Consider the following 23752-nt stretch of genomic DNA (forward strand, 5'->3'; position numbering starts at 1 on the left):
CAGTTAAGCTCTCCAGCGCCGATGGTAGTTGGGGCTTTGCCCCTGCAAGAGTAGGACGCCGCCGGGCAATATATCAAACACCATGATACAGTTTCGTATCGTGGTGTTTTTTCATTGGCATACCTAGCAAACCTGTAAGGTCTATTGCAAATACATTGGCATAGGCCTAGAAAACAGTCAAATCCAAAAATGGGAATAGATAAGTATCAATCCATGATATTGTTGGCTACTATGTGGAATTAGGTTTATTGAAACTTTTACAACGAACGAAGGGAATTAATTACATACCGAGGAATGATAAGTGGACTTTATCCAATAAAAAACGAATGGCAAAATGTTTTTTAATATTTTCCGTACATTATCATAAATTTGTAAATACCCCTATAAAATGAAGAATTTGGTATAAGGTTTGAATTTTTCCTAGGCGATGGTTTATCAAAAAGTTGGCGACACCATAAGGATAATCACCATTGTTTAAATTTTGCTGGTAATGTGTTTTGTTTTACGTTAATATTGTCTACAATAAATAGCAAAGATGTATTTGCATCTCTTCCAATTTGTCGTATAATAGAGGTAAAGTCAAAGATAGTCAAAGTCAAAATGAAACGCTGTAGTGCGTTGACTGGAGGAGGGAGCTTATGAGTAACATCTCTGACGTCATCGAGCAGTACTTGAAAAAAATTCTCGAGCAGGCAGCACAAGATGCGATTGAAATTAAGCGTAGTGAGATTGCTGATCAATTTCAATGTGTTCCGTCCCAGATAAATTACGTTATCAATACAAGATTTACAATAGAGAAAGGATATATTGTCGAGAGCAAGCGTGGTGGCGGTGGGTATATTCGAATTATCCGGGTTAAGCATCAGGAGAAGTCCGAGTTAATTGATGAAATCATCGAAATGATTAATCCAACGGTGACCCAACAGGCTGCTGTTGATGTTTTAGAGCGGTTGTTGGAGGAAAAATTAATTACAGCGCGTGAGGCAAAAATTATGTTAAGTGCGATTGGCAGAAATACGCTGGCATTTCAACTGCCGCTTCGTGATGAAGTTCGCGCACGTGTGCTAACAGCCATGCTGACAACTTTAAAATATTTAAATAAATAGTTCGCATTTCAAAAAGGAGGTTAAAAAGGATCGTAGTCGAATAACCCTATGCAAAGGTTATTTTTACCGTGCTTTTCGAACATTCTTTAAATAGTTTGTGTATAAAGGGAGGGAAACAAATGGAGTGCCAGGAATGCCATAAACGACCTGCAACATTACATTTTACCCAGGTTGTTAACGGGAAAAAAATAGAAGTTCATGTCTGTGAAGTGTGTGCGAAGGAAAAGGGATATATGACGTATCCAGAAGACAGTTTTTCCTTTCAAAATTTGTTGACGAGTTTATTTAATGTTGAATCGTCGCCATTGGGGAATAACGGTAATTCTAATTCTGTATTTACACCAGCTGAAGACATCCAATGCGAACAATGCGGGATGACCTTTTCTGAGTTTAAACGGATTGGTAAATTTGGCTGTGCGTCTTGTTATCATACATTTTCGGACCACCTGGATCCCATTTTTCGCCGGGTTCATAGCGGAAATACCAAACATCATGGAAAAATCCCGAAGCGGCAAGGTGGCGATTTACATGCCAAGCGACAATTGGAAGAGTATAAATTAAAGTTAAAAGAATTGATTGATCAGGAGGCATTTGAAGAGGCTGCCAATGTTCGTGATCAAATTAAAGCACTGGAAACAAAAATGCGGGGTGATGATAAATGACCTTACAACATTTCGTTGACGAGGCAACAAGCCCTTGGATGCGTGACGAAGGGCCTGACAATGATATTGTTTTAAGTTGTCGGATACGATTAGCACGTAACTTTGCCAATGTGTCTTTTCCGCTTGCCGCCGAAGAAGGTGAGCTGGAAAAGATTATGCAGTTTTTTCAGCAAGAATATACGCATCAGTCATTTCAGGATTTTCAAGATTTGGAGTTTGTTCCAATCGAGGAGCTTACACCGACAGAAAAGCGTGTATTGGTTGAAAAACATTTGATCAGTCCTCATTTGGCAAAATATACGAAGGCTGCTGCCGCTGTTATCTCGAAAAATGAGCAAGTTTCTGTCATGATTAACGAAGAAGACCATATCCGTATTCAACTATATTTCCCTGGTTTGCAATTGGATAAAGCGTTAAATAAAGCATTTGAATTTGACGATTGGCTGGAAGAGAAAGTTAATTATGCATTTGATGAATCCCGTGGGTATTTAACCAGCTGTCCAACGAATGTGGGTACGGGAATGCGGGCTTCTGTTATGATGCATTTACCATCATTAGTATTAACCAGACAAATAAACCGAATGATTCCGGCAATTAATCAGCTTGGTTTAGTCGTTCGTGGGATTTATGGGGAAGGAAGCGAAGCAATCGGCAACATCTTCCAAATATCCAACCAGATTACATTGGGTAAATCCGAAGAAGATATTGTAGAAGATTTACAAAGTGTTGTAAAACAGTTGATTGAACAAGAGCGCAAAGCACGAACCCGATTAATGGAACAGTCAGGTATGCGTCTTGAGGATCGGGTTTATCGTTCATACGGAGTGTTAAAATACAGCCGGATCATTGAATCAAAAGAAGCTGCCAACTGTTTGTCAAATGTGCGATTAGGGATTGATTTGGGAATGATTGAACATGTTCCAAGAAGCATTTTAAATGAACTAATAATACTGACCCAACCAGGCTTTTTACAGCAATACGCAAAGAAAAACTTAACCGCCAATGAACGGGATGTATTAAGGGCATCACTTATTCGGGAACGGTTAAAATTAGAAAACGAGTAGGAGGACAACAATATGATGTTTGGACGTTTTACAGAACGAGCGCAAAAAGTTTTGGCGCTGTCTCAAGAAGAAGCGGTCAGACTTGGCCATAACAATATTGGTACAGAACATATTCTCTTGGGACTTGTTCGTGAAGGTGATGGTATTGCTGCCAAAGCATTGCAATCCTTAGGCCTTGAGGTAGAGAAGATCCAGCAGGAAGTAGAGGAATTAATTGGTGTTGGCAAGCAGGCCATGCAAACGATACATTATACACCACGTGCCAAAAAGGTAGTTGAGTTATCACAAGATGAAGCAAGAAAGTTAGGTCATTCCTATGTTGGTACGGAACATATTCTATTAGGATTGATTCGGGAAGGGGAAGGTGTCGCTGCACGGGTGTTAAATAACCTGGGAGTCAGCTTGAATAAAGCGCGTCAGCAGGTACTTCAACTGCTCGGTAGTAATGAATCACAAGCGGGCAGACAAGGCCGTGGCCAGTCGGCTAATGCTAATACCCCGACACTGGATTCATTGGCAAGGGATCTTACGGCAACAGCCAAGGACGGCAATGTTGACCCTGTAATTGGCCGTAGTAAAGAAATTGAACGTGTGATTCAAGTACTAAGCAGACGGACCAAGAATAATCCGGTATTAATCGGTGAGCCTGGTGTTGGGAAAACCGCTGTTGCGGAAGGTCTGGCCCAGCAAATCGTTGATAATGAGGTTCCGGAAACATTGCGCGATAAACGGGTGATGACGCTTGACATGGGGACCGTTGTTGCTGGTACCAAATACCGCGGAGAGTTTGAAGATCGCCTCAAGAAGGTGATGGAGGAAATCCGCCAGGCAGGCAATATTATTTTATTTATTGATGAATTGCATACATTAATCGGGGCCGGTGGTGCAGAAGGTGCGATCGATGCATCAAATATCTTGAAACCATCCCTGTCCCGCGGTGAATTGCAGTGCATTGGTGCGACAACTTTAGATGAATATCGTAAATATATTGAAAAGGATGCCGCGCTTGAACGCCGATTCCAGCCAATTCAGGTGGATGAACCAACATTGGAGGAAACGGTCTTGATCTTAAAGGGGCTTCGCGATCGTTATGAAGCACATCACCGGGTAACGATTACTGATGAGGCGATTGATGCGGCCGCAAATTTATCTGATCGCTACATATCAGATCGGTTTCTCCCGGATAAGGCGATTGATTTGATTGATGAGGCTGGATCCAAGGTGCGCCTGCGTTCATATACAGTTCCACCAGATCTAAAGCAATTGGAACAAAAATTGGAAGAAGTACGTAAGGAAAAAGATGCGGCAGTGCAAAGTCAGGAGTTTGAAAAGGCAGCATCTTTACGTGACTCCGAACAACGGTTGCGGGAAGAACTGGAGACAACGAAAAACCAGTGGAAAGAAAAACAGGGGCAAGAGAGTTCCGAAGTCACTGTAGAAGATATTGCCAACGTTGTATCCATCTGGACTGGTGTTCCAGTTGCAAGGCTTACCAAAGATGAGAGCGAACGGTTATTGAACATGGAAGAAATCTTACATGATCGGGTGATTGGCCAGCAAGAAGCAGTAAATGCAGTTGCCAAAGCGATTCGCCGGGCTCGTGCCGGATTGAAGGATCCAAAGCGTCCGATTGGTTCATTTATCTTTCTTGGACCTACAGGGGTTGGAAAAACGGAATTAGCGCGTGCTTTGGCCGAAGTCATGTTTGCCGATGAAGATGCGATGATTCGTATTGATATGTCGGAATACATGGAAAAACATGCAACATCAAGGTTGGTAGGTTCACCTCCAGGATATGTCGGCTATGAAGAAGGCGGGCAGCTAACAGAAAAAGTACGTAGAAAACCATATTCGGTAGTATTGCTTGATGAAATCGAAAAGGCACACCCGGAAGTTTTTAATATTTTGTTGCAAGTACTGGAAGATGGACGGTTAACTGACTCTAAAGGCAGGGTGGTTGACTTTCGTAATACCGTATTAATTATGACTTCAAACGTTGGTGCCAGCGAGTTAAAGCGTAACAAGTATGTTGGCTTTAATCTTGGTGATGAAACCAGTGAATATAAAGATATGAAGTCGAAGGTAATGAATGAGTTGAAAAAAGCTTTCCGTCCTGAGTTTTTAAACAGGATCGATGAAACAATCGTCTTCCATTCATTGGAGAAAAAACATATGCGCAATATTGTCGAACTAATGGTTAAACAATTGCAGCAACGCCTATCTGAACAGGAAATTAATTTCTCACTAACGGATAAGGCACTTGACAAAATTGCCAATGAAGGTTTTGATCCCGAATACGGGGCTCGGCCGTTACGCCGGTCAATCCAAAAAAACGTGGAAGACTTGCTTTCAGAGGAATTATTGAAAGAAACGATAGCCAAGGGACAAAAGGTAAAAATCGGTTTAAACAATAAAGGTGAATTTATTGTATTGACGTAAGGTAAAGATAAAAGAGCCAGTAGGGATACCTGCTGGCTTAAATATTAAAAAGTTAAGTGGTATAAAAATCCAGCCTCTATTCAGCATATGCCAGAATAGGCTCCGTCCGGCTCCAGCGCCCAGCTGCTAGTGTGCTTCCTTTATCTCCTGCGGTAGGAATGTTCGGTTAAAACCGCTGCTTTGCGCAGCAACACCGAACCACCCGTGTTGCACGGGCGCAGCACATACGCCGCTAACCGGGCGCTTGCGCCTTTGCTCTTTGTATGTGGCATTTTTATGGAATGGGAACTGGGGAATTGATAGATTGTTGTAACCTGAAAGATAGGTTTTTCGTGTACAATAGAGGAGAAGCGGAAAGGAATGGATAGTGTGGCAAAACGCAAGACGAAATTTGTGTGTCAGGCGTGCGGCTATGAATCAGCAAAGTGGATGGGGAAATGTCCGGGCTGTAATAGCTGGAATACGCTTGTGGAGGAAGTCGAAATAACCGGCGGCAAAAATGGACATCAAACAGGGCTGGATACCAAACAGGCAAGTAAACCGGAAAGGATAACGACGATTGCATCACAAAAGGAACCACGGGTGACAACATCGTTAAAAGAATTCAACCGGGTATTGGGTGGCGGGATTGTTCCGGGTTCGCTTGTATTGATTGGTGGTGACCCAGGTATTGGCAAGTCCACATTGCTATTACAAATTTCCGCACAGCTTGCTGAAAAAGACCTTCAAGTGCTTTATATCTCTGGAGAAGAATCGGCCAGACAGACAAAACTTCGTGCCGATCGTCTGGGAATAACGGCCGATTCATTATACGTTTTGTCTGAAACCAATTTATTCGATATTTCCAATCAGATTGAGAAAATCAGTCCATCACTTGTTGTTATTGATTCAATTCAGACGATTTTTCGCGAAGAAGTTACCAGTGCACCCGGTAGTGTATCACAGGTCCGGGAATGTACAAGTGAATTGATGAAAATCGCTAAAACCAGTAGCATACCGATATTTATTGTTGGCCATGTAACCAAAGAAGGTGCCATCGCCGGGCCAAGGATGCTGGAGCATATGGTTGATGCTGTACTTTATTTTGAAGGGGAACGCCATCACACATACCGCATTTTGCGTAGTGTGAAAAATCGTTTTGGCAGTACCAATGAAATGGGAATCTTTGAAATGAAGGAGGCCGGTCTGCGTGAAGTGTTAAATCCATCAGAAATCTTTTTGGAAGAACGATCACGTGGGGCATCCGGATCAACTGTTGTAGCCTCGATGGAAGGAACAAGACCTGTGCTTGTGGAGATTCAGGCATTGATATCACCCTCCAGTTTTGGAAATCCACGTCGAATGGCAACAGGAGTGGATGCTAACCGGGTTCCGTTATTAATGGCCGTATTGGAAAAACGGGTTGGATTAATGTTACAGAACCAGGATGCATATATTAAAGTTGCAGGTGGAGTGAAATTGGATGAACCGGCAATTGATTTGGCAATAGCAGTTGCGATTGCTTCCAGTTTTCGGGATCAGTCGACAAAGCCCGATGATATTTTTATTGGTGAGGTAGGATTAACAGGTGAAGTCAGACGTGTGTCCAGAATTGAACAACGTGTCAGAGAGGCAGCCAAGCTTGGTTTTAAACGTGTGATCTGTCCTGACAATAATTTGGACGGGTGGACGGCACCATCGTCCATTGAAGTAATTGGTGTGAAATCGGTGGAAGAGACACTGGAAGTGGGGCTTAAGTACTAAAACAGTCTGTGAATCTAGTTATTTTGGATTGACTTTATTTTCATTTTGTGATAAAATTTTAAATTTATTCAATTGACTCACAGCTGTGCTATTCTATATAATGTTAGTAGCTATAATTTTATTTTCTCGGTTAATTTTTGAAAGAACAGGTAATACTATTGGTTAGGAGGTGACAGTGATGCTGAAAAAAATTGTACATCTATTTTTCATTCTTACAGGTGGTACCATTGGGTATTTATATATACCGGATATCATTAAGTTATTAGATTTTACTAGTGCGAAATGGATCACATCCCCATACCTGGGCTTAATAATTGGTGCAGTAATTTTATTTATTTTCTCCTATTTGGTGGCAGATTATATTGTTAACTTCTTAAGATGGATAGAAGATGCATTGATTAGGATTCCCGTTGGAGATTTGTTGTTTGGAAGTTTAGGATTGATTGCCGGGCTGGTTGTTGCCTATCTTATCAACATTCCATTAAGGTATATTGAGATTAGCCTGGTTTCACAGTTTGTTCCGTTATTTGTAACAATCTTGCTGGGCTACTTCGGTTTTCAAATTGGTTTTAGGCGCAGGGAAGAATTAATGAACCTGTTTAATTTTAACAGAAAAGAAAAGAAGTCGGTGACGCCCCAGAATGAAAAGGCGGCGGAGCAACAGCAGCCAAAAGCAAAGATACTTGATACAAGTGTTATTATTGATGGTCGGATTGCCGATATATGCCAAACGAAATTTTTAGAAGGAACTATTGTGATTCCACAATTTGTTTTAGGGGAGTTGCAGCATATTGCTGATTCATCGGATGCATTGAAGCGAAATCGGGGAAGACGTGGACTTGATGTACTGAACCGTATTCAAAAAGAATTGCCTGTAAAGGTTGAAATCTATGAAGGTGATTTTGAGGACATTCAAGAGGTCGATAGTAAACTGATTAAACTTGCCAAGGTTATTAACGGAATTGTAGTAACGAACGATTTTAACTTGAACAAGGTATGTGATCTGCAAGGTGTACGCGTTCTGAATATTAATGACCTGGCAAATGCAGTCAAGCCGGTTGTACTCCCGGGTGAGGAATTGGTTGTGCAGGTGATTAAGGATGGCAAAGAGCAGAATCAGGGCATCGCTTATTTGGATGATGGTACAATGATAGTTGTAGAAGAAGGGCGTAATTATATCGGCAAAACAATCGAAGTATTGATAACCAGTGTTTTGCAAACATCTGCAGGCCGCATGATTTTCGCCAAACCAAAATTACTTGAAAAAGCATTGTAAAAGAGGTATAACTTATTAAGAGTAGAAAAAGTGATAACATAAGTATAATGTTATCACTTTTTAATTTAAGGTTGTTTTCCAAAAGATATTGCTTCGGAATGAGGGAAAAACCTTTTGGATGCGCTGGCTAAAGAAAAAAGCGAGCATTAGGGTAAGACGTGCTCATACGAGTTAATGGGAATAATGAAGATGTAAAGGAAGGGGTACCATTCATGACCAATCAAGTACGTGTCCGTTATGCGCCAAGCCCAACCGGCCATTTGCATATTGGGAACGCAAGAACGGCACTTTTTAATTATTTATATGCAAAACATTTCGATGGCAAGTTTATTGTTCGTACAGAAGACACGGACGAAAAGCGGAATGTCGAAGGTGGCGAAGAGAGCCAATTTTATTATTTGAAATGGCTTGGTATCGAGTGGGATGAAGGTGCTGATGTTGGCGGCGAATATGGTCCATATCGGCAAATGGAGCGGCTGGATATTTATCAAAAGTATATTGATGAGTTGCTGGAAAGAGGCCTTGCATATAAATGCTATATGACCGAAGAAGAGCTTGATGCAGAACGTGAGGAACAACGGGCAAAAGGACAAGCACCAAAGTACTCCGGGGCGCATCGCGATTTAACTGCGGAACAAATTGCGGCCTATGAAGCCGAGGGTCGCAAACCAAGTATTCGTTTCCGTGTTCCGGATAACAAAACCTATACGTTCCCGGATATTGTTCGAGGAAATATTACCTTTGAATCAAGTGATTTTGGTGACTGGGTGATTGTTAAAAAGAACGGCATACCAACTTATAATTTTGCGGTGGCAATTGATGATCATTTGATGCAAATCTCCCATATACTACGTGGGGAAGAGCATATTTCCAACACACCAAAACAAATGATGATTTATGAAGCGTTTGGCTGGGAGCCGCCACAATTTGGACATATGACCCTGATCTTGAATGAAGACCGGAAAAAGCTGAGTAAACGTGATGAACATATTGTCCAATTTATTGAGCAATATCGTAATCTGGGGTATTTGCCGGAAACTTTATTCAACTTTATTACATTACTCGGCTGGTCACCGGTTGGCGAGGAAGAAATCTTTACAAAGGATCAATTGATAGAGATATTTGACCCGGATCGGTTGTCTACCTCCGCTGCTGTTTTCGACCCGCAAAAGCTAAAATGGATGAACAATGAATATATTAAGGCATTGGATATGGAGACGTTTATTGACCTGACCTTACCGTATTTAGTTAAAGAAGGCAAAATACCGGCTGATATGGATGAAGATACAAGAGTGTGGGCGGAAAAGGTAGTTGCCTTGTACAAGGAACAGTTACGATATGGTGCAGAAATCGTAGAACTAACCGAATTGTTCTTCAGGAAACATATTGACTATGATGAGGCCTGCATGAAAGTATTACGGGAGGAACAGGTTCCGGAAGTACTTCAGGTATTTACCGATAAACTGATTCATCTGGACGATTTTAATAAAGACACGATCAAAGCACAAATTAAAGCTACCCAAAAAGAAACGAAACATCGGGGTAAAAAGTTGTTTATGCCGATTCGCGTAGCAACTACCGGCCAAATGCATGGTCCGGAGTTGCCAATGGCTATTGAGCTATTGGGAAAAGAAGTGGTGCTGGCCCGTCTGGATAAAATTCTTACACAGCTTGGGGCGTAATGTGTTCACATTTAGGTGAAAATATAATATAGTAAAGGTAAGTATAACAAAATATTGAACGTGGATAAGGAGAAGTAAAAAACGTCTTTTTACTCAGAGAGAATCACCATTGGCTGCGAGTGATTTTAAAAACCGTTTTCGAAATGCACCTTGGAGTCCGTTGTGGGGAGACAATCAACATGGCGGCGGTACCTTGCCGTTATCTGGATAGAAGTTGGGAGAGTATATCTCCAAGCAGAGTGGGACCGCGCATTGGCGTCTCTGTGTAGTCGTTTTACACAGAGGCGCCTTTTTATTAGAAAATTAAGGGGGTCGCTCGAATGGGAATTTTTAAACGAATGAAAGAAGATATGGACGTTGTTTTTGAACAGGATCCTGCTGCACGCACTTATTTTGAGGTTTTTCTGACATATTCCGGCTTGCATGCCATCTGGTCCCATCGGATTGCCCATGCCTTATATAAGCGGAATTTAAGGTTTCTTGCTCGGGCGATTTCGCAATTAAGCCGGTTCTTCACCGGAATAGAAATCCATCCAGGCGCAAAAATTGGCCGGCGTTTTTTCATTGACCATGGCATGGGGGTTGTCATTGGTGAGACGTGTGAAATCGGAGATAACGTGACAGTATTTCAGGGCGTCACGTTAGGTGGTACAGGAAAGGAAAAAGGCAAACGCCATCCAACAGTAAAAGATAATGCCTTGATCTCCACGGGTGCCAAGGTGCTGGGGTCCATTACGATTGGTGAAAGTGCTAAAGTGGGCGGCGGATCGGTAGTGTTACATGATGTTCCCGATCATGCAACGGTGGTCGGTATCCCCGGGAAAGTCGTTAAACAAAATGGGGAGAAGGTACGCCGTGATTTAGACCATCATAAAATGCCGGATCCCATTACTGATCGGTGTCAACAATTGCAGGAGGAAATCGACTCATTGCGAAAAGAACTAGCAGAATTGAAGGAAGGGAAACAACATGTCAATAACTCTTTATAATACACTGACACGCAAAAAGGAGACATTTGAACCGCTGGTGCCGGGAAAGGTAAGCATGTATGTTTGCGGGCCGACCGTTTACAATTATATTCATATCGGGAATGCCAGGCCGGCGATTGTTTTTGATACGGTAAGAAGATATCTGGAATATAGCGGGTATGATGTCGACTATATATTAAATTTCACCGATGTGGATGATAAGATTATTAAAGCAGCGAAAGAGGCAGGTGAAGATGTCCCGGAATTGGCAGATCGCTTTATTCAAGCATATTTGCAAGATGTCGGTGCATTGGGCGTAAAACAGGCAACATTGAATCCGCGCGTAACCGAAACAATGGACGATATTATCGATTTTATCGCCACATTAATAGATAAAGGCTATGCCTATAGTGTGGATGGGGATGTGTATTTTAAACCACGTGCATTTGCCGGTTATGGAAAACTATCGCATCAATCCATCGATGAGCTCAGATCCGGTGCCAGAATTCAAATCGGCGAGAAAAAGACTGATCCTCTTGATTTTGCTTTATGGAAAAAGGCAAAATCCGATGAAATTGCCTGGGAAGCTCCCTGGGGGAAAGGGCGCCCTGGCTGGCATATAGAATGTTCGGCAATGGCGAGAAAGTATCTGGGTAACACAATCGATATCCATGCAGGCGGACAGGATCTGACTTTCCCGCATCATGAAAATGAAATCGCCCAGTCGGAGGCATTGACGGGGGAGCCATTTGCGAGATATTGGATGCATAATGGCTATATCAACATTGATAATGAAAAAATGTCCAAATCACTCGGGAACTTTGTTTTAACCAGAGAATTAATTGAGCAGCATGATCCACAGGTTATCCGTTTCTTTATGCTAAGTGTCCATTACCGTAATCCGATTAATTTTAGTGCGGAATTGCTGGAGAGCGCCAAAAACAGTCTGGAACGAATCAAGACCGCCTATCATAACCTTGGATATCGCAAACAAACAAGTATGAATTTAAAACAGGATACAGATCAATGGTTGTTGAAAATAAACGATCTAAGGAAACAGTTTGAAACAGAAATGAATGATGATTTTAATACGGCGAATGCAATTTCGGTATTATTTGACCTGACGAAAGAAGCAAATGTTTATTTGGAATCCAGTCAAACCTCAACAATGGTTATTGATGCTTTTCAAACAACAATAAAAGATTTACTTGGCGTTCTGGGCTTAACAATTGAGGAAGAGGAGGAGCTCCTGGATAATGAGATTGACGCACTTATTCAGGAACGGTCTCAGGCAAGGTTGGATCGCAATTTTAAACGAGCCGACGAAATTCGTGAGACGTTAAAGGCGAAACAGATTATTCTGGAAGATACCCCGCAAGGAACACGCTGGAAAAGGGGCTAATCATGGAGCTTGAAGTAAAACAGTTGAAAAGTTTGGCCCTTGCCTATATGGGTGACGCAGTTTATGAGATGCATATTCGGGAACACCTGCTTCGTTCGGGACAGGTGAAACCGAATCAACTGCATCGCCAAGCGGTCACCTTTGTTTCAGCGAAGGCACAGGCAGCGATTATTTTACATTGGCTGGACATTAAATTGTTGACCGTAGAAGAAGAACGGGTTGTTGCTCGGGGACGTAATGCAAAGTCGGGTTCCACTCCGAAAAACACCAACGTCCAGACTTATCGATACAGCACAGCATTTGAGGCATTAATTGGCTATCAATATTTACTGGAAAACAAGGAACGGCTGCATGAACTGTTATCAAGAGCTGTATTGTTTATCGAGGGAGGGAGCTAAAAATAGATGGGACAGGAAATCATTATTGGTAAAAATCCAGTTATTGAAGCATTGAAGTCTGGCAGACCCGTGAATAAATTATTGCTTTCTGAGCAATTGAATGCAAATCTCCAGGGAAAATTACAGCATCTTGCCAAACAAGCCGATACCATGGTGCAAAAGGTACCGAAAAGCAAACTGGACAAGCTGGTAAATGGCAACCACCAGGGAGTGATCGCCTATGTCGCCGCTTACCAATACGCATCAATCGATGACTTATTCGCCAAGGCTGACAAACAAAATGAAGTACCTTTTTTTATTGTTTTGGATGAACTGGAAGACCCGCACAATCTTGGTTCGATACTAAGGACGGCAGATGCGGCTGGTGCCCATGGTGTGATTATCCCGAAACGGCGTTCTGTTGGTTTGACCGCGGTGGTAGCAAAAACCGCCGCCGGTGCACTGGAGCATGTACCGGTTGCCAGGGTAACCAATATTGCCACAACGATTGAATCATTAAAAGCTAAAAACGTTTGGGTTGTGGGAACTGCGGCAGAGGGGACGGAAGATTATCGTTTGCTTGAAGGTTCGTTACCAATTGCGATTGTCATAGGCAATGAAGGTAAGGGTATGAGCCGTCTGGTGAAAGAAAAATGTGACTGGACCGTCAGTCTGCCAATGACAGGACATGTCTCTTCCTTGAATGCATCTGTTGCTTGCGGCCTGCTTTTGTATGAAGTGTTCAGGAAACGGTATCCGCTCGGTGATTGACCAATGAATGTAATTGTTGTTGATGGCTATAACGTTATCGGCGCCTGGGAAGAACTTAAGCGGTTAAAGGAAAAGGATATGTCACAAGCCAGAGATCGTTTAATCGAAAAGATGGCGGAGTATCAATCATTTACGAATCAGCGGGTCATTGTTGTATTCGATGCTTACTTTGTAAAAGGTCTTGCCAATAAATATAATGAATCCAAAGTTGAAGTTATTTATACAAAGGAGAAGGAAACAGCGGATGAATGTATTGAGCGAATTGTTAAGGATTTAAAGAATGTCGACAATCAGGTATATGTGGCAACCTCTGATTATGCTGAACAACGTACGATTTTTGGACGGGGTGCGTTACGTAAATCAGCCAGGGAGCTGTTTATTGAATTGAAAAATATCGAAATGGAAATTGAGGAAAGTATTGACCAATATATGAAGGAAAAGCCGCAACGAAAAATACTGCTTGAAAAGGATATACTGGAAACATTTGAAAAATGGCGGCGCGGGGATAAATGATCAACGCGTCGTTTTAACTAAACATTCGCTTTCACTTTTCTGTTGAACTCTGCAAGCGGTTACGATATACTAATTTTATATGGACTGTTCAGTCGAGGAGGTCGTACTTGGTGAGTGTCAAGCTAAAAGAAACGTATTATAGCAAACTAGAGATGCTTGATGATGATGCGATCATCCAATTGATCCAGGGTGGAAATGGCCATGCACTTGATTATTTGATTCACAAGTACCGAAGTTTTGTACGCGCAAAGGCACGTACCTATTTTTTAATTGGCGCAGATAAGGAAGATATTGTACAAGAAGGAATGATTGGCCTGTATAAGGCAATTCGGGATTATGATGGGGAAAAACTGTCATCGTTCAAAGGGTTTGCAGAGCTTTGTATAACCCGGCAAATCATTACCGCGGTTAAAACAGCAACAAGGCAAAAGCATATTCCGCTCAATTCCTATGTATCCCTGGACAAGCCAATCTATGATGAAGAATCCGATCGCACCCTGCTTGATGTGATCGCAGGCTCAAAAGCGATTGATCCGCAAGAATTGTTAGTGAATAGAGAACGGTATGGTGATATGGAAGATAAATTATCTGAATTGCTAAGCAGCTTGGAACAGCAGGTATTAAATTTATATTTGGACGGACAAACCTATCAGGAAATTTCAGTGGAATTAAAACGACATGTGAAGTCAATCGACAATGCGCTGCAACGGATAAAACGTAAACTTGAACATTTACTTGACTCAAGTGAACTTAGTTTATAAGTAGTGTTCAAAAGGAGGATAAAAAGGACCGAGGTTTTAGCAGAAGATCCTTTTCCTGGTACATGAGGAGCGAAAAAGCAAGCCAACGAATTTTTTCAAAGGAGGCCGACTAAAAACGGGCTTGCGCTCAGGCGTCGGCATACCCCTTTTGCAGGGGCACGTCATTTTTACCGGGCTTTTTGAACATCCTCTATGAGCAAACATTGACATTGTTTATTAACAGTGCTACATTATTGTGAGGACTTTGTTGCGGGTTTAACAATGTTCCATATCCCTCTGACAGAGGTGAGATGATGAATAAAAAGGTAACATTGGCATGTGCAATATGTTCAAGTCGAAATTATACAACGAGTAAGAATCCATCCGCTCAACCCTTACGCTTGGAAGTACGGAAATATTGCAAAACATGCGGAAAACATACATTACACCGTGAAACGAAGTAAGCTGGAGCCGGACGTGACTTACTTTGGCGCAATCGGAATAGAGAGTGACTTTTTATACTTTCTTCTTTTTTAACGATAGGGATAATTTGGGGGACAAGCACATGAAAATCTTTACTTTTTTTAAAAATGTGACCCGGGAAATGAAAAAGGTTAGCTGGCCAAAAGGAAATGAATTATCAAGCTATACAATAACAGTTGTAGCGACAGTTGTTTTTGTCACTGTTTTCCTTACATTGGTCGATCTTGGGGTAACACAAATACTAGAATTGTTTTAACTGAATAATAATGACATTTTTATGTTATAATGAAAATAAACAGAATAAAGATTCTTTCTTGGAAACCCGGGATTAACGGGTTTTTTAATATTGATTGATAATGGTTTAAAAGTTTCGCCTGGTTTGGGGTGAGGAATGAGTCTTGCCTCCTGCTAATCTATGACAACTAAAAAGGAGGGAAGGACAAGCGGTTTGTCCGGTTCTGATGGAGAAAAAATGGTATGTTGTTCATACGTATTCAGGGTATGAAAATAAGGTAAAAACGAATTTGGAAAAACGTGTAGAATCAATGGGTATGGAAGATAACATTTTTCGTGTAATTGTTCCTGAGGATGAAGAAACAGAAATTAAAAATGGCAAGAAGAAAGTAATGAAGAAGAAATTTTTCCCGGGGTATGTATTAACCGAAATGATTATGACCGATGATTCATGGTATGTTGTGAGAAATACGCCTGGTGTCACCGGGTTTGTTGGTTCAAGTGGTCATGGATCAAAACCAACGCCATTGTTGCCTGATGAGGTTGATGCAGTGTTAAAACGAATGGGGATGGCTGATTCTGCCGCGCAGGTTGATTTTGAAATCAAGGAAAATGTGACAGTTACCGAAGGGCCATTTGAGAACTTTACCGGCACAATTGAGCAAATCGATGCCGATAAACAGAAAGTGAAGGTGCATGTCAATATGTTTGGCAGAGAAACACCGGTTGAATTAGACTTCTCCCAGATCCAAAAACTGTAGAATTGAAAGAATAAGCCTTGCATTATTTGCTGTTTCATGCTAAAATTCTTTTGTTATTCATGACCTCCGTGTTTCATTGGAGGGCGATATGAGTGGGAGGGGAAATCCCTATTACCACATCACGGACTTTAAGGAGGTGTGTCTCGTGGCTAAAAAAGTAATCAAATTAGTAAAATTGCAAATCCCGGCTGGAAAAGCAAACCCAGCACCACCGGTAGGACCGGCATTAGGTCAAGCGGGTGTAAACATTATGGGATTTTGTAAGGAATTTAATGCACGTACGCAAGATCAAGCTGGTATGATTATTCCGGTTGAAATCACGGTTTTTGAGGACCGTTCATTTACATTTGTTACAAAAACTCCCCCTGCAGCTGTTCTGCTGAAAAAAGCAGCTGGAATAGATACTGCATCAGGTGAGCCGAATCGTAATAAAGTCGCCACAGTAAAACGCGACAAAGTAAAAGAAATTGCGGAAACCAAAATGCCTGACTTAAATGCTGCTGATGTAGATGCAGCGATGCGTATGGTTGAAGGAACAGCCAAAAGCATGGGCATTGCGATAGAAGACTAATACAAAAAGCGTAAACGGCCGCTGGAGCTAGACTAACACAAAAAGTTGAATGCTCATCATTTGATAGTACAGGTTGCGATAACGGGTGTTGTTTTGCCCTCGCAGCCTTTTTCGTGAAAGACAGGCATCGTACGGTAAGCCAAGGATAAGGGTCTCAATCAGATGGATCTGGTCTTGGCAAGCGGGGGAACAGGAAGGGTTGTTTTCCCAAGTGGGAGGTATAACCGCTATAAACCACAAACCATAGGAGGAAATAAAATGGCTAAAAAAAGTAAAAGGTATCAAGAAGCAGTAAAGCTTGTTGATCGTTCAAAATCATATGAACCACAAGAAGCGATTGCATTAGTAAAACAAACGGCTAAGGCCAACTTTGATGAAACGGTTGAAGCTGCATTTCGTTTGGGTGTAGATCCGAAGAAAGCTGACCAGCAAATTCGTGGTGCTATGGTACTACCACACGGAACCGGTAAAACACAACGTGTACTGGTTTTTGCAAAAGGTGACAAAGCAAAAGAGGCAGAGGCCGCTGGTGCAGATTATGTAGGAGATCAGGATCTCATCAATAAAATCAACCAAGGATGGTTTGATTTTGATGTTATTGTTGCAACACCAGACATGATGGCTGAGGTTGGTAAATTGGGACGTGTGCTTGGACCAAAAGGTTTAATGCCTAACCCTAAAACTGGTACAGTTACTTTTGAAGTGGAAAAAGCCGTTAACGAAATTAAAGCTGGTAAAGTAGAATACCGTGTTGATAAATCAGCAAACATTCATGTACCAATCGGCAAAATTTCATTTGATAATGAAAAATTGGTTGATAATTTCGCGGCAATCACCGAACAACTGATCAAGGTTAAGCCACAGGCAGCAAAAGGTGTTTATATGCGTAATGCCAGTGTAACATCAACAATGGGTCCTGGAGTTCGCGTAGATATCTCCAGTTATCGTTAAATCGAGGATTGACTTTTTGTTTGCAAAACGTTATACTAAGTTGCGTTATTAAATCGAATACGTTATACCGTAGACAGCAGGTGCGAGATAATCGCTTAATTTCCCGCCGAGGTGGTTAAAGACAAATATATTATCATTGATAACTATTTTTGTTGGAAAAGCCTTCATGTCTACATGAAGGCTTTTCCTTTGATGTCCGGTATGATGGAGAACATTACAGGAGGTGGAATAATGGCAAACACAAATGTTATTGAGCAAAAGAAACAACTTGTCCAAGATATAGCTGACAAATTTAGTGCCAGTCAATCAACGGTATTAGTTGATTATCGCGGCCTTGATGTTGCTGAAGTGACCGAGTTACGTAAACAACTTCGCGATGCAAACGTTGAATTTAAAGTTTACAAGAACTCCATGGCCCGCCGTGCTGTTGAATCTGCGGAACTTGGAGAACTAACTGATGTACTGGTTGGTCCGACCGCCATTGCATTTAGTAATGAAGATGTTATTGCACCAGCCAAAATTTTGAATAGCTTTGCCAAGGAACATGACGCATTGGAAATCAAAGGCGGCGTTATTGAAGGCGAAATTGCCACGCTTGAACAAATCAGCGAACTTGGTAACCTGCCAAACTACGAAGGTATGGTCGCTATGTTGCTTAGTGTATTACAAGCTCCGATCCGCAACTTTGCATATGCTGCAAAATCGGTTGCTGATCAAAAAGAAGAACAAGGTGCTTAAACCACAACCTATTCTGGAATAAACGAATAATTAAATGAAATTAGGAGGAAAAATCATGACAAAAGAGCAAATTATTGATGCTATTAAAGAAATGTCAGTTCTAGACTTGAACGATCTTGTTAAAGCAATTGAAGAAGAATTTGGAGTAACAGCTGCAGCACCAGTTGCAGTAGCAGGTGGCGCTGGCGGCGGAGAAGCTGCTGAGGAGCAAACAGAATTTGATGTTGTACTTGAAAGTGCCGGAGATTCTAAAATTAAAGTTGTTAAAGCAGTTAAAGAAATCACTGGCCTTGGCTTGAAAGATGCAAAAGATTTAGTAGATAACGCTCCAAAAGCTATTAAAGAAGCTGTATCTAAAGATGAAGCTGAAGAATTAAAAGGTAAACTTGAAGAAGTTGGAGCAACTGTTGAACTGAAGTAGTTAGATAAGAAAGCCTGCTGGATTCCAGTGGGCTTTCCATCTGTTTGGTAAAGCGAGGATGCCGGATCCAGACATTGAACATCCTCTAAAGTGATTCTTTTGGTTTCACTTTTTCTTCCTTAGTACACTATAAACAAAGTGGGTGCAAAATGGCCGAGCAATACTTTTCACAACAACCCCAATCTGAAAGTTCACCCAAGACATGGAGCTATCAATTAAAAGGCAAATTGTATACATTCACAAGTGATCATGGCGTATTTTCGAAAAACGAGGTTGATTTTGGTTCGCGGTTATTGATCGAGGAATTTAAAGAACCGGATCAACATGGAGATTTGCTCGATCTTGGCTGCGGATACGGACCAATCGGTATTTGCGTTGCCGACCATTTATCAAATCGGCGTGTAGTAATGACTGACATTAATGAACGTGCCTTAAAATTGGCTCGTGAGAATGCGGCTATGAACCATGTTAATAATGTAGAGCTTTTCCACAGTGATCGATTTGCCAATTTATTGGATCGAAAATTCGCTGCCATCCTTACTAATCCACCGATAAGGGCCGGCAAAAAAACCGTTCATGCCATGTTGGAAGAAAGCAAACTCGCCTTATTAGACCAAGGTGAATTATGGGTAGTCATGCAAAAGAAGCAAGGAGCACCATCAACGAAAGACAAATTACAAACATTATTTGGAAATGTAGAGGTGGTCGCGCGTTCGAAAGGCTATTATATTATGCGCGCTAAAAATTAGAGTAATGTTATTACCATGCTTGATTAAATCTAAAGTGTAACGTTTGACCTTGTATTTCTACTATGGTATTATAATAAAATGCTAACATGGAAATGCTTTGTCAAGGGGAATTTTTGTGGAAATCAAACGTATATTTCATTGGTGAACGGAGACAATGATAAAATGGGAAACTTATCTAATTAGAGAAGCCGCACGTTTTTTATTTTAATGCTTCTCGCTATAGGCTCCCTGTTGATGGTTTATGCAGCGGTTAAGTTTTGTTGATATCCGCTCATCACGAATTGATTTTATCATTCCATCAAGACCACCTTACATTTATAGTAGCATGTTTAGCAGATTTTAGTAAGAGTTTATTTTATGTTTATGATTCGAGGAACAGAACCGAAATGGCAAATCGTTTTGGTTATGTTTTTCTAATATAATAGTTGTTTTTCAAGTTTGTGTGATGAAAAATGATGGATTTGAGAGGTGAAGCAGTTGACAGGTCAATTAGTTCAATATGGACGGCACCGCCAACGCAGGAGCTATGCGCGCATTAGTGAGGTTTTGGAACTACCTAACCTAATCGAAATCCAAACCGCTTCTTATCAATGGTTTTTAGAAGAAGGATTGCGGGAAATGTTTCAGGACATTTCACCGATTGAGGATTTTACTGGAAACCTATCATTGGAATTTGTCGATTATAGTTTAGGTGAACCCAAATACCCTGTCGATGAATCGAAGGAACGAGATGTTACGTATAATGCTCCGCTTCGTGTGAAGGTTCGTTTAATTAATAATGAAACCGGTGAAGTAAAAGAGCAGGAAGTATTTATGGGTGACTTCCCGCTTATGACTGATACAGGCACATTTATTATCAATGGAGCCGAGCGTGTTATCGTGTCACAGCTTGTTCGCTCTCCAAGTGTCTATTACAACGAAAAAATTGATAAAAATGGGAAAAGGGGCATCACTGCAACAGTCATCCCAAATCGTGGGGCATGGTTGGAGTTTGAAACAGATGCAAAAGATGTTGCCTATGTCCGGATTGACCGAACACGTAAACTGCCAATTACCGTGTTATTACGTGCGCTTGGATTTGGAACAGATCAGGAAATCATTGACCTGATCGGTGAAAATGAATACTTGAAAAATACATTAGATAAAGATAATACAGAAACAACGGAAAAGGCACTCCTTGAAATTTATGAGCGTTTACGTCCTGGTGAACCACCAACCGTAGACAACGCCAAAAGTCTATTAATTTCCCGTTTTTTTGATCCTAAACGGTATGATTTAGCACATGTTGGCCGATACAAGATGAACAAGAAACTGCACATAAAAAATCGTTTGTTTAATCAGGTCCTGGCTGAACCGGTTGTTGATCAGGAGACTGGAGAAGTGTTGGCGCAAAAAGGGGATCGACTAGAACGGAAATTACTAAACAAACTGCTCCCTTATTTGGAAAAAGACGAAGAAATGCTGGGCGAACAAATCCTTGAACCACATGACGGTGTGTTGGAAGAGCCGATTCGGATTCAGTCGATTAAAATTATGGATCCAACTGACCCTAGTGGAGAACGGGAATTAACAGTTATCGGTAACGCAGGGATTGAAAACAGTGCGAAAAACATCATGCCTGCAGATATATTATCAGCAATTAGTTATTTCTTTAACCTGCTGTACAAAGTTGGCGATACGGATGATATCGACCATCTTGGTAACAGAAGGTTGCGTTCCGTTGGTGAATTGCTGCAAAACCAATTTCGCATTGGGCTATCCCGTATGGAACGTGTTGTGCGTGAAAGGATGTCTATTCAGGACACATCCAGTATTACACCACAGCAACTAATTAATATTCGCCCGGTAATTGCTTCTATCAAAGAATTTTTTGGCAGTTCGCAGCTGTCACAATTTATGGATCAAACCAACCCACTGGCAGAGCTTACTCATAAGCGGCGTTTATCTGCATTAGGACCTGGTGGATTAACGCGGGAACGTGCCGGAATGGAAGTTCGTGACGTACACTATTCACACTACGGTCGTATGTGTCCGATTGAAACTCCTGAAGGTCCTAATATTGGTTTGATTAACTCGTTATCCAGTTATGCCAAAGTAAATAAGTTCGGCTTTATCGAAACACCATATCGTCGGGTTGACCCGGATACTGGCAGAGTAACTGCACAAATTGATTATCTGACCGCTGATGAAGAGGATAATTATGTTGTTGCTCAGGCAAACGCACCTTTAAACGAGGATGGAAGCTTTAGTGAGGAAGAGGTTATTGCTCGTTTCCGCGGGGAGAACACAGCCGTACCGAGAGAACGTATTGATTATATGGACGTATCACCAAAACAAGTTGTTTCGGCAGCGACAGCATGTATTCCGTTCTTGGAAAATGACGACTCCAATCGTGCGTTGATGGGTGCGAACATGCAACGTCAAGCGGTGCCATTGATGAATCCGGAAGCACCGATCGTCGGAACAGGCATGGAGTATGTTTCCGGAAAAGACTCCGGTGCAGCAATTATCTGTCGTCACGCCGGCATTGTGGAACATGTAGAAGCCAAAGAAGTACACGTGCGCCGAATTGCAGAAGTTGACGGAAAAGAAGTTAAAGGTGACCTGGATCGTTATAAATTGCAGAAATATATCCGTTCCAATCAGGGGACATGTTACAACCAGCGTCCAATTGTCAGTGCTGGAGACCGGGTAACTAAAGGTGAGATCCTTGCTGATGGTCCTTCGATGGAAAAAGGTGAGCTGGCACTTGGAAGAAATCCGCTCGTTGCCTTTATGACCTGGGAAGGATATAACTATGAAGATGCGATCATTATGAGTGAGCGTCTTGTAAAAGATGATGTTTATACATCCATTCACGTGGAGGAATATGAATCAGAGTCGCGGGATACCAAGCTCGGACCGGAAGAGATTACAAGGGATATTCCGAACGTTGGTGAAGATGCCTTAAAGAATCTCAACGAACAAGGGATCATCCGTATTGGCGCTGAAGTTACTGATGGCGATATTTTGGTCGGGAAAGTAACACCAAAAGGCGTCACAGAGCTATCCGCAGAAGAACGTCTGCTTCATGCCATTTTTGGTGAAAAAGCGCGTGAAGTTCGTGATACATCACTACGGGTACCGCATGGCGCTGGTGGAATTGTTCTGGATGTCAAGATCTTTAACCGTGAAGACGGCGATGAACTGCCTCCTGGAGTAAATCAGCTTGTACGTGTTTATATTGTACAAAAACGTAAAATTCATGAAGGCGACAAAATGGCAGGCCGCCACGGTAACAAAGGGGTTATCTCGAAAATCTTGCCAGAAGAGGATATGCCGTTTTTACCAGATGGTACCCCAGTTGATATTATGCTTAACCCATTAGGTGTTCCGTCACGAATGAATATTGGACAGGTGTTCGAATTGCACTTGGGTATTGCAGCAAGACGATTAGGTATTCATGTGGCAACACCGGTATTTGATGGTGCAAGGGAAGAAGACGTGTGGGAAACCCTGGAAGAGTCCGGTATGCCGCGGGATGCTAAAACAATACTGTATGATGGCAGAACCGGGGAACCGTTTGATAACCGTGTTTCTGTTGGGGTCATGTATATGATCAAACTGGCACACATGGTTGACGATAAGTTACATGCCCGTTCAACCGGGCCATATTCACTCGTTACACAACAACCGCTCGGTGGTAAAGCACAATTTGGCGGTCAGCGCTTTGGTGAAATGGAAGTTTGGGCGCTTGAAGCATATGGTGCTGCCTATACCTTGCAAGAAATTCTTACTGTTAAATCAGATGATGTTGTTGGTCGTGTGAAAACGTACGAATCGATCGTCAAAGGTGATAATGTACCTGAACCTGGTGTACCAGAGTCATTTAAAGTATTAATTAAAGAACTACAAAGTCTTGGGTTAGACGTCAAGGTTCTATCAAGTGACGAAGAAGAAATTGAAATGCGGGAAATCGAGGAAGAGGATACCGAATCTGCAAGCAAACTTAACCTGGAAGTTGAACAAAGTTAATTACAACCAAAGATGTTGGCATGGAACTTGCCAACATCTTTAGGTTTTAGCATAATGAGGAAATCGGACACTAAAAAGGGAGGTAGG

General features: G+C 41.8%; 22 protein-coding genes and 2 other annotated features. All 22 genes read left to right on the forward strand.

Annotation, left to right across the window (positions count from 1 at the left end; genetic code table 11):
- Positions 1-638 precede the first annotated feature (638 nt).
- Positions 639-1106, forward strand: coding sequence for a CtsR family transcriptional regulator (locus ABRT01_RS09780; protein ID WP_269410853.1), 468 nt, complete (start codon positions 639-641; stop codon positions 1104-1106).
- A 119-nt stretch (positions 1107-1225) separates the two neighbouring features.
- Complete coding sequence (mcsA, locus tag ABRT01_RS09785) at positions 1226-1768, forward strand: protein-arginine kinase activator protein McsA (RefSeq protein ID WP_367746947.1); 543 nt, start codon at positions 1226-1228, stop codon at positions 1766-1768.
- Positions 1765-2832: a protein-arginine kinase McsB gene (mcsB, locus tag ABRT01_RS09790; RefSeq protein ID WP_367746949.1), complete on the forward strand. Its 1068-nt coding sequence runs from the start codon at positions 1765-1767 to the stop codon at positions 2830-2832. Before mcsA ends, mcsB begins: the two co-directional genes overlap by 4 nt.
- A gap of 12 nt (positions 2833-2844) precedes the next feature.
- On the forward strand, positions 2845-5271 hold the full coding sequence (gene clpC, locus ABRT01_RS09795; protein WP_269410856.1) for an ATP-dependent protease ATP-binding subunit ClpC: 2427 nt from the start codon (positions 2845-2847) through the stop codon (positions 5269-5271).
- A 369-nt stretch (positions 5272-5640) separates the two neighbouring features.
- On the forward strand, positions 5641-7014 hold the full coding sequence (radA, locus tag ABRT01_RS09800; RefSeq protein ID WP_367747000.1) for a DNA repair protein RadA: 1374 nt from the start codon (positions 5641-5643) through the stop codon (positions 7012-7014).
- 178 nt (positions 7015-7192) lie between these two features.
- Positions 7193-8290: a PIN/TRAM domain-containing protein gene (locus tag ABRT01_RS09805; protein WP_269410857.1), complete on the forward strand. Its 1098-nt coding sequence runs from the start codon at positions 7193-7195 to the stop codon at positions 8288-8290.
- 212 nt (positions 8291-8502) lie between these two features.
- Positions 8503-9972 carry a glutamate--tRNA ligase gene (gltX, locus tag ABRT01_RS09810; RefSeq protein WP_367746951.1) on the forward strand — a complete coding sequence of 490 codons (1470 nt, stop codon included), beginning with the start codon at positions 8503-8505 and terminating at the stop codon, positions 9970-9972.
- Positions 9973-10024: 52 nt separating this feature from the next.
- Positions 10025-10238 (forward strand) — a binding site (T-box leader).
- Between the two features lie 54 nt (positions 10239-10292).
- On the forward strand, positions 10293-10961 hold the full coding sequence (gene cysE, locus ABRT01_RS09815; protein ID WP_269410858.1) for a serine O-acetyltransferase: 669 nt from the start codon (positions 10293-10295) through the stop codon (positions 10959-10961).
- Positions 10942-12342 (forward strand): cysteine--tRNA ligase, encoded by a 1401-nt coding sequence (gene cysS, locus ABRT01_RS09820; RefSeq protein ID WP_367746954.1) that lies wholly within the window; start codon positions 10942-10944, stop codon positions 12340-12342. Before cysE ends, cysS begins: the two co-directional genes overlap by 20 nt.
- Before the next feature lie 2 nt (positions 12343-12344).
- A complete protein-coding gene (locus ABRT01_RS09825; RefSeq protein WP_367746956.1) occupies positions 12345-12740 on the forward strand; it encodes a Mini-ribonuclease 3 in 396 nt (131 codons plus the stop codon).
- 6 nt (positions 12741-12746) lie between these two features.
- The gene (rlmB, locus tag ABRT01_RS09830; RefSeq protein WP_367746957.1) at positions 12747-13490 is read left to right on the forward strand and encodes a 23S rRNA (guanosine(2251)-2'-O)-methyltransferase RlmB; all 744 of its coding nucleotides are present in this window, start codon (positions 12747-12749) and stop codon (positions 13488-13490) included.
- A 3-nt stretch (positions 13491-13493) separates the two neighbouring features.
- Positions 13494-14003: an NYN domain-containing protein gene (locus ABRT01_RS09835; protein WP_367746959.1), complete on the forward strand. Its 510-nt coding sequence runs from the start codon at positions 13494-13496 to the stop codon at positions 14001-14003.
- A gap of 110 nt (positions 14004-14113) precedes the next feature.
- Positions 14114-14764, forward strand: coding sequence for an RNA polymerase sporulation sigma factor SigH (gene sigH, locus ABRT01_RS09840; RefSeq protein WP_269410863.1), 651 nt, complete (start codon positions 14114-14116; stop codon positions 14762-14764).
- A 293-nt stretch (positions 14765-15057) separates the two neighbouring features.
- Positions 15058-15207 carry a 50S ribosomal protein L33 gene (gene rpmG / locus ABRT01_RS09845; protein WP_269412413.1) on the forward strand — a complete coding sequence of 50 codons (150 nt, stop codon included), beginning with the start codon at positions 15058-15060 and terminating at the stop codon, positions 15205-15207.
- 101 nt (positions 15208-15308) lie between these two features.
- Entirely contained in the window at positions 15309-15482 is a 174-nt protein-coding gene (gene secE / locus ABRT01_RS09850; RefSeq protein WP_269410864.1) for a preprotein translocase subunit SecE, read from the forward strand.
- A gap of 205 nt (positions 15483-15687) precedes the next feature.
- Positions 15688-16221: a transcription termination/antitermination protein NusG gene (gene nusG / locus ABRT01_RS09855; protein ID WP_367746962.1), complete on the forward strand. Its 534-nt coding sequence runs from the start codon at positions 15688-15690 to the stop codon at positions 16219-16221.
- Positions 16222-16366: 145 nt separating this feature from the next.
- On the forward strand, positions 16367-16792 hold the full coding sequence (gene rplK, locus ABRT01_RS09860; protein WP_269410866.1) for a 50S ribosomal protein L11: 426 nt from the start codon (positions 16367-16369) through the stop codon (positions 16790-16792).
- A gap of 258 nt (positions 16793-17050) precedes the next feature.
- Positions 17051-17743 (forward strand): 50S ribosomal protein L1, encoded by a 693-nt coding sequence (gene rplA / locus ABRT01_RS09865; protein WP_269410867.1) that lies wholly within the window; start codon positions 17051-17053, stop codon positions 17741-17743.
- Positions 17744-17792: 49 nt separating this feature from the next.
- Positions 17793-17940, forward strand: a sequence feature (ribosomal protein L10 leader region).
- Between the two features lie 34 nt (positions 17941-17974).
- Positions 17975-18481: a 50S ribosomal protein L10 gene (gene rplJ, locus ABRT01_RS09870; protein WP_269410868.1), complete on the forward strand. Its 507-nt coding sequence runs from the start codon at positions 17975-17977 to the stop codon at positions 18479-18481.
- Positions 18482-18536: 55 nt separating this feature from the next.
- The gene (gene rplL / locus ABRT01_RS09875; RefSeq protein WP_269410869.1) at positions 18537-18902 is read left to right on the forward strand and encodes a 50S ribosomal protein L7/L12; all 366 of its coding nucleotides are present in this window, start codon (positions 18537-18539) and stop codon (positions 18900-18902) included.
- Between the two features lie 149 nt (positions 18903-19051).
- A complete protein-coding gene (locus tag ABRT01_RS09880; RefSeq protein WP_269410870.1) occupies positions 19052-19651 on the forward strand; it encodes a class I SAM-dependent methyltransferase in 600 nt (199 codons plus the stop codon).
- Positions 19652-20128: 477 nt separating this feature from the next.
- Positions 20129-23665, forward strand: a complete 3537-nt coding sequence (rpoB, locus tag ABRT01_RS09885) for a DNA-directed RNA polymerase subunit beta (protein ID WP_269410871.1) — start codon at positions 20129-20131, stop codon at positions 23663-23665.
- Positions 23666-23752 lie beyond the last annotated feature (87 nt).

This window comes from Lentibacillus sp. L22 (assembly GCF_040812445.1).
Lineage (GTDB): Bacteria > Bacillota > Bacilli > Bacillales > Amphibacillaceae > Lentibacillus_C > Lentibacillus_C daqui.